Source organism: Pseudomonas sp. 2725 (assembly GCF_050434585.1).
In the GTDB taxonomy this organism is placed as follows: Bacteria; Pseudomonadota; Gammaproteobacteria; order Pseudomonadales; family Pseudomonadaceae; genus Aquipseudomonas; species Aquipseudomonas jessenii.
Genome location: NZ_JBNDIV010000009.1, coordinates 279,518 through 291,777 on the forward strand (window position 1 = coordinate 279,518; position 12,260 = coordinate 291,777).

General features: G+C 58.8%; 11 protein-coding genes. 3 read left to right on the plus strand and 8 right to left on the minus strand.

Annotated elements, in window-relative coordinates:
- Positions 1–54: 54 nt before the first annotated feature.
- Positions 55–1,047, minus strand: a complete 993-nt coding sequence (locus ABIE16_RS25095) for a GlxA family transcriptional regulator (RefSeq protein WP_057713106.1) — start codon at positions 1,045–1,047, stop codon at positions 55–57.
- Between the two features lie 101 nt (positions 1,048–1,148).
- On the opposite strand from ABIE16_RS25095, the gene ABIE16_RS25100 reads away from it, so the two are divergent.
- On the plus strand, positions 1,149–1,709 hold the full coding sequence (locus ABIE16_RS25100) for a cysteine hydrolase family protein (RefSeq protein WP_429522165.1): 561 nt from the start codon (positions 1,149–1,151) through the stop codon (positions 1,707–1,709).
- Between the two features lie 221 nt (positions 1,710–1,930).
- Complete coding sequence (locus tag ABIE16_RS25105) at positions 1,931–2,431, plus strand: YkgB family protein (RefSeq protein ID WP_429522166.1); 501 nt, start codon at positions 1,931–1,933, stop codon at positions 2,429–2,431.
- A gap of 30 nt (positions 2,432–2,461) precedes the next feature.
- Here the strand turns inward: ABIE16_RS25105 and ABIE16_RS25110 are convergent, their stop codons facing one another.
- From ABIE16_RS25110 to ABIE16_RS25120, 3 genes are all read right to left on the minus strand, one after another.
- Positions 2,462–3,334, minus strand: a complete 873-nt coding sequence (locus tag ABIE16_RS25110) for an AraC family transcriptional regulator (protein ID WP_102672154.1) — start codon at positions 3,332–3,334, stop codon at positions 2,462–2,464.
- Positions 3,335–3,496: 162 nt separating this feature from the next.
- Positions 3,497–4,015 (minus strand): single-stranded DNA-binding protein, encoded by a 519-nt coding sequence (locus tag ABIE16_RS25115; protein ID WP_007984430.1) that lies wholly within the window; start codon positions 4,013–4,015, stop codon positions 3,497–3,499.
- Between the two features lie 9 nt (positions 4,016–4,024).
- A complete protein-coding gene (locus ABIE16_RS25120) occupies positions 4,025–5,422 on the minus strand; it encodes an MFS transporter (RefSeq protein WP_057713102.1) in 1,398 nt (465 codons plus the stop codon).
- 191 nt (positions 5,423–5,613) lie between these two features.
- On the opposite strand from ABIE16_RS25120, the gene uvrA reads away from it, so the two are divergent.
- Positions 5,614–8,448 (plus strand): excinuclease ABC subunit UvrA, encoded by a 2,835-nt coding sequence (gene uvrA / locus ABIE16_RS25125; RefSeq protein ID WP_057713101.1) that lies wholly within the window; start codon positions 5,614–5,616, stop codon positions 8,446–8,448.
- A 65-nt stretch (positions 8,449–8,513) separates the two neighbouring features.
- Here the strand turns inward: uvrA and bfr are convergent, their stop codons facing one another.
- The 4 genes from bfr to ABIE16_RS25145 form a co-directional block, all read right to left on the minus strand.
- Complete coding sequence (gene bfr / locus ABIE16_RS25130) at positions 8,514–8,978, minus strand: bacterioferritin (RefSeq protein WP_008053867.1); 465 nt, start codon at positions 8,976–8,978, stop codon at positions 8,514–8,516.
- A gap of 148 nt (positions 8,979–9,126) precedes the next feature.
- Positions 9,127–10,581 carry a catalase gene (locus ABIE16_RS25135; RefSeq protein WP_150814487.1) on the minus strand — a complete coding sequence of 485 codons (1,455 nt, stop codon included), beginning with the start codon at positions 10,579–10,581 and terminating at the stop codon, positions 9,127–9,129.
- 237 nt (positions 10,582–10,818) lie between these two features.
- Positions 10,819–11,205: a 50S ribosomal protein L17 gene (gene rplQ, locus ABIE16_RS25140; protein ID WP_007970429.1), complete on the minus strand. Its 387-nt coding sequence runs from the start codon at positions 11,203–11,205 to the stop codon at positions 10,819–10,821.
- A 42-nt stretch (positions 11,206–11,247) separates the two neighbouring features.
- Positions 11,248–12,249 (minus strand): DNA-directed RNA polymerase subunit alpha, encoded by a 1,002-nt coding sequence (locus ABIE16_RS25145; RefSeq protein ID WP_007970428.1) that lies wholly within the window; start codon positions 12,247–12,249, stop codon positions 11,248–11,250.
- Between the last annotated feature and the right edge of the window lie 11 nt (positions 12,250–12,260).

A 12,260-nucleotide genomic window follows, 5' to 3' on the forward strand; every position in this document is an offset into this window, starting at 1 on the left:
GACACACAGCTATCGCGAGCAAGCTCGCTCCCACAGGGAATCGAGGTGATGCGACTAGCGTGCGACCGATCCAGAGTTCACCCCAAACCGTGTCCGATAATCACTCGGCGCCAACCCGGTGATTTTCCTGAACGTTGCGCGAAACGCCCCGGGGTCCTGATAACCCACGGTCCAGGCGATGTGGTCGATGGTGCCGTTGGTGAACTCAAGCATTTCCCGGGCCTTGCCAACTCGCAGGTGCTGGCAGTATTCGGTGGGTTTGAGCCCGGTGGCCGCGCGAAAGCGTCGCAGGAAGGTGCGTTCTTCCAGCCCTGCCTTTTCGGCCATCGCCGCCAGCGACACATCGGTCGCTCCAGTGCTTTGCAGCCAGTGTTGCACCTTGAGGATCGTCGCATCGCCATGACTGAGGATCGGCGCAAAGTTGCTGCCGCACTCACTGGCGCTATCGCTGTGTTCCACCACCAGAAAACGCGCGGTGTTGGTGGCGATGCTAGGCCCCAGCAGCCGGTTGACCAGGCGCAGACCCAGTTCCGACCAGGCCATCAGCCCGGCGGTGGTAATCAGGTCACCGTCATCGACGATCGGCGTATCGGCCTTGAGCCGGATCGCCGGATAACGTTCGGCGAAAGCTTTGGCGGAGGTCCAGTGAGTGGTGGCGCTGCGACCGTCGAGCAGACCGCTTTCGGCCAACAGGATAGAGCCCACGCAAACCCCGCCCAGTGTCGCGCCGCTGGCATGTTGCTCACGCAACCAGCGAATCAACCCTTTTGGCGCCTGGCCCTCGGAAAAACCGCCGATCGACGGCGGAATCAACACGGCCACCAGGGCGCGCTCCGGGCCAGGATGGCTGTCGAAGACCCGAACCGGCGCCTGATCACCCTCGACCTGCCAATGGCTGACCCGCAACAGCGGCAACTGCGCAGACTGATGTTCGGCGGCGATCCGGTTGGCCACCCCGAACAAATCCGTCAAACCATGCACCGCCGCCATCTGCGCGCCGGGATAGATCAGCACACCGAGTTCGGCGATTGCCCTTTCTGCGTCCATTGTCAGTTTTCCCCCTTCTATTGTCGGTGCGGCCAATCCTCGGATCGCCTGCCAGAGCCAATACTTCATTCCACACCAACACACACTTCGAGGAAACAGTCATGGCCAAGCAAGCGCTCATCCTAGTCGATATCCAGAACGACTACTTCCCCCAAGGCAAGTGGCCGCTGGTCGGTGCCGACGCCGCCGCCGACAACGCCGTCCGCCTGATCGAGGCCTTCCGCGACGCAGGGGATTCAGTGGTGCACATTCGCCACGAATTCACCTCTGAAGATGCGCCGTTTTTCACCCCGAACTCCGAGGGCGCGAAGTTGCACCCGAAAGTGCTCAACCGTGCCGACGAACCGGTGGTGCTCAAACACTTCGTCAACTCGTTCCGCGAAACCGAACTGCAATCGATCCTCGACGAACAAGGCATCAAGGAACTGGTGGTCGTGGGCAGCATGAGCCACATGTGCGTCGACGGCATCACCCGGGCGGCGGCGGATTTTGGTTATACGGTCACCGTGATCCACGACGCCTGCGCCACCCGTGACCTGGAGTTCAATGGCGTGACGGTTCCGGCGGCGCAAGTTCATGCGGCGTTCATGGCGGCCCTGGCGTTTGCCTATGCCAGCGTGGTCTCGACCAACGAGTACCTGACAAGAAGCCGGAAGCTGTAAACCTTATTCAGGACAAGACAGCAAAAATGAAAAAGCCCATGGCCTCACCTGCCATGGGCTTTTAATTGCCGGTGAGTCTGGACGATCTGCATCAAACGCAATACCGCCAGAATCCTGAAAAGTCATGCCGAAGCCAACAATCACTCCACTCCCAACGCATACGCGGGGGATGTTGCTTTCACCCATGCCACTTTCTGGATAACTCACTGGAAGCCTGAACAATGAACAGCATGAATATCAGCACTGACAGCCTGTCGAAAAAAACATCCCTTGGACTCACCACCATGGCACTAGGGACCTACGGCATTTACTTCGCCCTCGCCGTTATCTACTTCTGGTTCGGGGGAATGAAATTCACCCACTATGAAGCAGAGGGGCTAGTGCCGCTGGTGAGCAACAGTCCCCTCCTGGGATGGGTCTATAACATTTTCAGTGTCGATCTGTTTTCCAGTTTGCTTGGCGTTCTGGAGATCTCCATCGGTGTACTGATTGCGGGTCGCCTGCTGTCGCCAAAGCTTTCCTTGATCGGGGGCGCCTTGTCGGCCGGGCTGTTTTTCACCACCTTGAGCTTTATGCTCTCGACCCCCGGCGTGATTGAGCCCGGCCTTGGTTTCCCGGCCATTTCGGTCGCGCCAGGCCAGTTCCTGCTCAAGGACATCGGCTTGCTTGCCGCCTCCCTGTTCGTGGCGGGCCATTCGCTGACCCGACTGGAAACCCCTTGAGCTGACAACTTCACCCGCCGATGGCCTGAATCAGCTCGATGCATTCAGGTCATCGCCATCACCCGCCAGTACGCGGCCCTCAAGGGCCAGGGATTTCATCCAGTCCCGAGGACTGCAGCCGGTCTTGCGGCGAAACGCACGGGCAAGGGCCGACGGACTTTCATAGCCCACCTCATCGGCGATCAGCGTAATCGGCCGCCCCTCCCGCAGGCGCTTCTGCGCCAGACTGATCCGCCAGCTCAGAAGATAATCCAACGGTGTTTGCCCCAGGACCGCGCGGAAATGCACGGCATAAGCGGCGCGGGACATGTTCGATTCATTTGCCAACTCGGCCACTGACCAGGCCCGCTGAGGTTGGTTGTGCATCTGTATCAGCGAGCGCGACAGCCGCACATCAGCCAACCCGGCCATCATGCCGGTGCTCAACTGATGGTGGTCGAGCAAATGCCGGAACAGCAGGATGATCAACAGTTCGAACAAACGATCAAGCACGGCCTCCCTGCCGCAATGCCCGGCGCCAGCTTCACCGAACAGCCATCTCAGGGTGTCGGCAAGCAACGGCAGCTCATCCAGGGGCAACACCAGAAGATCGGGGAGCGAAGCAGATATCGGATTGCTGGCGCCGCCATCGAACAGCATCGACGCACATAACAGCTGAGCACCTTCAGTCTCACTGGCGATGAGCTGATGTCGACTGGGGCGTGGCAGGAAAATCAGGCTGGGGCGAGTGATCAACAACTCACTCCTCCCTGGGCCTTTCAAAGTGACAGAGCCGGCCTGCAGCAGGTGAATATGACCACGCTGGTCGGCGCCATCGTAGGACGCCACGCCGCAAAGCATGCCGCTGTAAAACAGGTTCGCGCGCACGCCGAACTGTGACAACAACGTAGACAGGCGATCCATAGGGCAACTCTGCACAGGGTCTGGACCCATAGCAGAGTATCACTGCGCGCTGACGGCTGGACGATCCTCGATCCCGGCGAGGAATGCCCTGGTAAAAATGCAAAAAGCCCGGCATCCATAGGGAGGCCGAGCTTTTTCAGGTTCTATTCTTTGGTGAAAGAATCAGAACGGGATATCGTCATCAAAGCTGTCGAAATCCGGAGCCGGCTGAGGAGCGGCCTGCTGTGGAGCCGGGCGCGACTGTTGCGGCGCCGACTGCTGTGGACGTGGAGCCTGCTGGCGTGGCGCGGACTGCTGGTAGTTGTTACCACCGCCCTGGCCCTGCTGGTCGCCCTGTGGACGGCCGCCCAGCAGTTGCATGGTGCCTTGCATGTCGACCACGATTTCGGTGGTGTAACGCTTGATACCGTCTTTTTCCCACTCGCGGGTCTGCAGCTTGCCTTCGATGTAGACCTGAGAACCTTTACGCAGGTATTCGCCAGCGATTTCTGCAACCTTGCCGAACATCGACACACGGTGCCATTCGGTCTTTTCAACTTTCTGACCGGTTTGCTTGTCGGTCCACTGTTCGCTGGTCGCCAGACTCAGGTTGGTCACGGCGTTACCGTTAGGCAAGTAGCGAACTTCGGGATCCTGGCCGCAAGTGCCGACCAATATGACTTTGTTAACCCCACGGGCCATAACGTTCTCCTAGGCTACGCACGCTGCCCCGGCCGGGTTGTTCACCAGGCGCTCAAGGGTGGTGCGATCCAATAGTTCGGTGTCCAGTTTGATGTAAATCGCCGCCTCTTCTGCGACGATGACTGCATCTGTTACCCCTACGACCGCCTTCAGGCGCTCGACCAGACCCGCTTCGCGGATCGCCTCGGGCGACAACGGCAAGCGCAGGCTCGTGACGTAGGGAGGTTCGCGCATGGTAACAGCAAAGGCCAGCCAGAGGGCAGCCAGACCGGCGCATCCGAGGAACACAACCGACAGACCGCCATGCTGGAACAGCCAACCGCCAAGAATGCCGCCCAATGCCGACCCGAGGAACTGGCTGGTGGAATAAACCCCCATCGCCGTGCCCTTGCCGCCGGCCGGTGAAACCTTGCTGATCAGCGATGGCAACGAAGCTTCCAGCAGATTGAACGCGGTGAAGAACACCACCGTACCGATCACCAGAGCCCGCAAGCTGTCGCCGAACTGCCAGAAGAATAGCTCAGTGAACATCAGCGTCACGACGGCACCGAGTAAAACTCGTTTCATTTTGCGTTTCTTCTCGCCGTAGATAATGAACGGGATCATGGCGAAGAAAGAAATCAGCAACGCGGTCAGGTACACCCACCAGTGCTGCTCTTTGGGCAGCCCGGCTTTCTCGACCAGCGCCAGCGGCAAGGCGACGAAGCTGGACATCAACATCGCGTGCAACACAAAAATACCCAGGTCCAGCCGTAGCAGGTCCGGGTGCTTGAGCGTCGGCATCAATGCCTGGCGCGCAACACCGGACTCGCGATGCTGCAATGTCCCGGTAGAGCGCGGCACCATGAACATGACGATCACAATGCCGAGCAGCGCCATGCCGCCCGTGGCGAGGAACAACCCGGACAGACCAAAAGCACGGGTCAGCAACGGGCCGACCACCATGGCGACGGCGAACGACAGACCGATGGTCATGCCGATCATGGCCATGGCTTTGGTCCGATGCTGCTCCCGGGTCAGGTCTGACAACAAGGCCATGACCGCGGCTGAAATCGCCCCGGCACCTTGCAGGATTCGCCCGGCGACCACGCCCCAGATCGAATCGGCATTGGCCGCCAGCACACTGCCGAGCGCGAAGATAATCAACCCGATGTAAATCACCGGGCGACGGCCGATGCGATCGGAAATGAAACCGAATGGAATCTGGAAAATCGCCTGGGTCAGGCCGTAAGCGCCAATCGCCAGCCCGATAAGGGCCGGGGTCGCTCCTGCCAGGTCCATCCCATAGGTCGCCAAAACCGGCAACACCATGAACATGCCAAGCATACGGAAGGCGAACACCAGGGCCAGACCGCTTGCCGCGCGGGTCTCGCTGCCGCTCATGCGCTCGCTGTGGGGATCGTGCATGGAAAAACCTCATGTGAACCGGCGGCGATTCTACCAGTCCCATCGATTGGCAGGGTATATCGCGACGCTTTGCCGCGTGTAGATGACAGAGCTTTCATGCAAGGCAGCAATAGCAGCATTCGATAGTGTGCATCCATCCAGTATTTGGCCGTATACTCCTACGTTTTCGACGCCCGCCGAGCGAGGCCACCTTGGACAAGATCCTGATTCGTGGGGCTCGAACCCACAACCTGAAGAACATCGACCTGACCCTGCCACGGGACAAGCTGATCGTCATCACCGGCCTGTCCGGCTCCGGCAAGTCGTCCCTGGCTTTCGATACCCTGTACGCCGAAGGTCAGCGCCGCTACGTCGAATCGCTATCGGCCTACGCCCGGCAGTTCCTGTCGATGATGGAAAAGCCCGACGTCGACACCATCGAAGGCCTGTCGCCGGCGATCTCCATCGAACAGAAGTCGACCTCGCACAACCCGCGCTCGACGGTCGGCACTATCACCGAAATCTACGACTACCTGCGCCTGCTTTATGCACGTGTGGGTATTCCCCGTTGCCCGGATCACGACATCCCGCTTGAAGCGCAGACCGTCAGCCAGATGGTCGACCTGGTCCTCGCCGAACCGGAGGGCAGCAAGCTGATGCTGTTGGCGCCGGTCATCCGCGAGCGCAAAGGCGAGCACCTGTCGGTTTTCGAAGAGCTGCGCGCGCAGGGTTTTGTCCGCGCCAGAATCAATGGAAAGCTCTATGAGCTGGACGAAGCTCCCAAGCTCGACAAGCAGAAAAAACATACCATCGATGTCGTGGTCGACCGCTTCAAGGTTCGCGCCGACCTGCAACAACGCCTGGCCGAATCCTTCGAGACCGCGCTGAAACTGGCGGACGGCATCGCCCTGGTGGCGCCGATGGACGACGAGCCGGGTGAAGAGATGATCTTCTCCGCACGCTTCGCCTGCCCGATCTGCGGCCACGCGATCAGCGAACTGGAACCCAAGCTGTTCTCCTTCAACAACCCGGCCGGCGCTTGCCCGACCTGCGATGGTCTGGGGGTGAAGCAGTTCTTCGACATCAAGCGCCTGGTCAATGGCGAACTGACCCTGGCCGAAGGGGCGATTCGTGGCTGGGACAGGCGTAACGTCTACTACTTCCAGATGCTCGGCTCGCTGGCCTCGCACTACAAGTTCAGCCTGGAAGTTCCGTTCAACGAATTGCCGGCCGATCAGCAGAAATTCATCCTGCACGGCAGCGGTTCGCAAAACGTCGACTTCAAATACCTGAACGACCGTGGCGATATCGTCAAACGCTCGCACCCGTTCGAAGGCATCGTGCCGAACCTGGAACGCCGTTACCGCGAAACCGAATCGGCATCGGTGCGCGAAGAACTGGCCAAGTTCCTCAGCACCCAGTCGTGCCCGGATTGCCGTGGCACCCGCCTGCGGCGTGAAGCGCGGCATGTGTGGGTCGGCGAGAAAACCCTGCCGGCAGTGACCAACCTGCCGATCGGCGATGCGTCCGATTATTTTGGCGGGCTCAAGCTCACCGGACGACGTGGCGAAATTGCCGACAAGATCCTCAAGGAAATCCGCGAGCGCCTGCAGTTCCTGGTCAACGTCGGCCTCGACTACCTGTCGCTGGATCGCAGCGCGGACACCTTGTCCGGTGGCGAGGCCCAGCGTATTCGTCTCGCGAGCCAGATTGGCGCCGGCCTGGTGGGCGTCCTGTACATCCTCGACGAACCCTCCATCGGTCTGCATCAGCGCGATAACGACCGGCTGCTGGGCACCCTCAAGCACCTGCGCGATATCGGTAATACGGTGATCGTGGTCGAGCACGATGAAGACGCGATCCGCCTGGCCGACTACGTGGTGGACATCGGCCCGGGCGCTGGCGTGCACGGCGGGCATATCGTCGCCGAAGGCACACCGGCCGAGGTCATGGCTCACCCGGACTCGCTGACGGGTAAATACCTGTCGGGTCGGGTGAAGATCGAAGTCCCGGCCAAACGTACACCGCGCAACAAGAAGCTGACGCTGTCGCTCAAGGGCGCGCGCGGCAACAACCTGCGCAATGTCGACCTGGAGATTCCGATCGGCCTGCTGACCTGTGTGACCGGCGTGTCCGGCTCCGGCAAGTCGACGCTGATCAACAACACCCTGTTCCCTTTGAGCGCCACGGCGCTGAATGGCGCCACTACCCTCGAAGCGGCCGTACACGACAGCATCAAGGGCCTGGAGCACCTGGACAAGGTCGTCGACATCGACCAGAGCCCGATCGGCCGTACACCGCGCTCCAACCCGGCGACCTACACCGGTTTGTTCACGCCGATCCGCGAGTTGTTCGCTGGCGTACCGGAGTCCCGCTCCCGGGGCTATGGTCCGGGGCGTTTCTCCTTCAACGTCAAGGGTGGCCGCTGCGAAGCTTGTCAGGGCGACGGCCTGATCAAGGTCGAGATGCACTTCCTGCCGGACATCTACGTGCCCTGCGACGTGTGCAAGAGCAAGCGATACAACCGCGAAACCCTTGAGATCAAGTACAAGGGCAAGAGCATCCACGAAACCCTCGAGATGACGATCGAGGAAGCACGGGTGTTCTTCGATGCCGTACCGGCCCTGGCGCGCAAGCTGCAAACATTGATGGACGTCGGCCTGTCGTACATCAAGCTGGGGCAATCGGCGACCACGCTGTCCGGCGGTGAAGCCCAACGGGTGAAACTGTCCCGCGAGCTGTCCAAGCGCGATACCGGCAAGACCCTGTACATCCTCGACGAACCCACCACCGGTCTGCACTTCGCGGATATCCAGCAACTGCTGGACGTGTTGCATCGCCTGCGCGACCACGGCAACACCGTGGTGGTGATCGAACACAACCTGGACGTGATCAAGACCGCTGACTGGCTGGTGGACCTGGGGCCGGAGGGTGGTTCCAAGGGCGGTCAGATCATTGCCGTCGGCACCCCGGAAGAAGTGTCAGAGATGAAGCAATCCCACACCGGTTATTACCTCAAGCCGCTGCTGGAGCGCGATCGGGCTTGACCGCCCCCCATGAAAAAGCCCCTGTCACTTCATCAGTGACAGGGGCTTTTTTGTATTCGCAGCAATCAGGTGTGGGATTGCAGGTAGTTCTCTAGCCCGATCAACTTGATCAGACCCAACTGCTTCTCGAGCCAGTAGGTGTGATCTTCTTCGGTGTCATGCAATTGAACCCGCAGCATTTCGCGGCTGACGTAGTCCTTGTGTTGTTCGCAGAGCTTGATGCCCTTGCACAACGCAGCCCGTACTTTGTATTCCAGGCGCAAATCCGCTTCGAGCATCTCTGTCACCGTGGTGCCGACATCGAGATCGTCCGGACGCATGCGCGGCGTACCCTCGAGCATCAGAATCCGGCGCATCAGGGCGTCAGCGTGCCCTGCTTCCTCTTCCATCTCGTGGTTGATTCGTTCGTAGAGCTTGGTGAAACCCCAGTCCTCATACATCCGCGAGTGGACGAAATATTGATCGCGCGCGGCCAGTTCGCCGGTCAGCAACGTGTTGAGGTAATCGATCACATCTGGGTGGCCTTGCATCGCCCTACATCTCCCTGCTTTAAAGTTGTAGTTTGAACCAACATGCCCTTATCGTCACTCGCAAGACGCAATAAAAGCGAAGATATTCTGAGAAAACCGGCTGAAATAACGCAAAAACCGCCCAAACAAGGGCGGTTCTGCTTCTCATTTAGACTTCGTTAAGCTGTACGTTGAGCAGCTTTGCGATTGCTTCTCCATACGCCGGGTCAGCCTTGTAGAAATGCTGCAACTGGCGATCAACCACATCACTCGATACACCCGCCATCGCACCGGCGATGTTGCTAACCAGCAATGATTGCTGCTCCCCAGTCATCAAGCGGAACAACGCGCCGGCGTGGCTGTAGTAGTCGGTATCCTCGCGGTGATCGTAGCGATCAGCCGCACCGCTCAGTGCCAATGGCGGCTCCGCATAGCGAGGCGCTTGCTTCGGCGACTCAACGTAGCTGTTCGGCTCGTAGTTTGGTGCCGCACCGCCGTTACTGCCAAACGCCATCGAACCATCACGCTGGTAGCTGTTCACCGGACTGCGAGGCGCATTAACCGGCAATTGCTGGTGATTGGTGCCAACACGGTAGCGGTGAGCATCCGCGTAAGCGAATACTCGACCTTGCAGCATGCGGTCAGGCGATAAGCCAACACCTGGGACCATGTTGCTGGGACCGAATGCCGCTTGCTCGACTTCAGCAAAGTAGTTCAGCGGATTGCGATTGAGCTCCAGCTCTCCGACTTCAATCAGTGGAAACTCTTTCTGCGACCAGGTCTTGGTGACATCAAAGGGGTTCTCGTAGTGCGCCGCTGCCTGAGCTTCGCTCATGATCTGGATGCATACGCGCCATTTCGGGAAATCACCCTGCTCGATGGCATTGAACAGGTCGCGTTGGGCGTAATCCGGATCAGTGCCCGCCAGGCGCGCAGCCTCCGCTGGAGCAAGGTTCTTGATCCCCTGCCTGGTCTTGTAGTGCCACTTCACCCAGTGACGCTCACCTTGAGCGTTGATGAGGCTGTAAGTGTGGCTGCCAAAACCATGCATGTGACGGTATCCATCAGGGATACCCCGGTCGGAGAACAGGATGGTGACCTGGTGCAGCGCCTCAGGCGAATGCGACCAGAAGTCCCACATCGCCTGGGCACTCTTCAGGTTGCTTTGCGGCAAACGCTTCTGGGTGTGGATAAAGTCCGGGAACTTCAGTGGATCGCGAATGAAGAACACGGGGGTGTTGTTGCCAACGATGTCCCAGTTGCCTTCCTCGGTATAAAACTTCAAGGCGAACCCGCGCGGATCACGCTCGGTATCAGCCGAACCCCGCTCACCGCCCACGGTGGAAAACCGCAGGAAAGTCGGGGTTTGCTTGCCGACTGTCTCAAACAGCTTCGCGCTGGTGTATTGAGTGATATCGCGCGTCACGGTGAACGTACCGTAGGCACCCGAGCCTTTGGCGTGTACACGGCGCTCAGGGATGTTTTCACGGTTGAAGTGGGCAAGCTTCTCGATCAGGTGAAAGTCGTCGAGCAGCAGCGGGCCACGAGGGCCGGCGGAACGGGAATTCTGGTTATCGGCAACAGGAGCGCCACTGGCGGTGGTAAGCGTTTTGTTTTGGCTCATGCGATCTTCCTTCCTCTGTCGGTCTTGAACTGCCGGCTATCGGCTGAGAGGGAGTATTGATCATCAATATGACAGCTACAAATTCATTAACTTGTAGACATCGATAGAGAAAAACTAATGATCATCCCCATCACATAATGACGACGTGGACGCGGGAGACGCTTGTACAGAGGGCGCGTTTCTTACAGGCACAAAAAACCGGGCACTAGGCCCGGTTCTTTGTTTCAGACTGACGTCTTACTCGGCAGATACAGCTTCGCCAGCAGTAGCACGATCAACCAACTCGACGTACGCCATAGGCGCGTTGTCGCCAGCGCGGAAACCGCACTTGAGGATGCGCAGGTAGCCACCCTCACGGGTAGCGTAACGCTTGCCCAGGTCGTTGAAGAGCTTACCAACGATAGCTTTCGAACGAGTACGGTCGAAAGCCAGACGGCGGTTAGCAACGCTATCTGTCTTGGCCAAAGTGATCAGCGGCTCGGCAACGCGGCGCAGTTCTTTAGCTTTTGGCAGAGTAGTTTTGATCAGCTCGTGCTCGAACAGCGACACCGCCATGTTTTGGAACATGGCCTTGCGGTGCGAGCTGGTGCGGCTCAGGTGACGACCACTTTTACGATGACGCATGGTTCATTCCTTACCAAACACTACGTTCGGTGATTACGACGATCAGGCAGTCGCCTTGTCGTCCTTCTTAAGACTTGCAGGCGGCCAGTTGTCGAGGCGCATGCCGAGGGACAGACCGCGGGAGGCCAGAACGTCCTTGATTTCAGTCAAGGATTTCTTGCCCAGGTTCGGAGTCTTCAACAGCTCTACTTCGGTACGCTGAATCAGGTCACCGATGTAGTAGATGTTTTCCGCCTTAAGGCAGTTAGCCGAACGTACAGTCAGTTCCAGATCGTCAACCGGGCGAAGCAGGATCGGATCGATCTCGTCTTCCTGCTCGACAACCACTGGCTCACTGTCACCCTTGAGGTCGACGAACGCAGCCAACTGCTGTTGCAGGATGGTTGCAGCGCGGCGAATTGCCTCTTCAGGATCCAGAGTACCGTTGGTTTCCAGATCAATAACCAGCTTGTCCAGGTTAGTACGCTGCTCGACACGGGCGTTTTCCACCACGTATGCGATACGGCGAACCGGGCTGAACGAAGAGTCAAGCTGCAAGCGACCGATGCTGCGGCTTTCGTCTTCATCGCTCTGACGCGAGTCTGCCGGTTCATAACCACGACCACGAGCTACTACGAGCTTCATGTTCAGGGCGCCGTTAGACGCCAGGTTAGCGATTACGTGATCGGGATTAACGATCTCGACATCATGATCCAGCTGAATATCGGCAGCGGTAACCACCCCCGAACCCTTCTTCGACAAGGTCAGCGTAACTTCGTCACGACCGTGCAGCTTGATAGCCAGACCTTTAAGGTTCAACAGGATTTCAATTACGTCTTCCTGTACACCTTCGATGGCGCTGTACTCGTGGAGCACACCGTCAATCTCGGCCTCGACTACTGCACAGCCGGGCATTGAGGACAACAGGATGCGGCGCAGCGCGTTGCCCAGGGTATGGCCAAAGCCACGCTCGAGAGGCTCGAGAGTGATCTTGGCGCGGGTTGGACTGACAACCTGCACATCAATGTGGCGGGGTGTCAGGAACTCATTTACCGAAATCTGCATGGATGCACCTA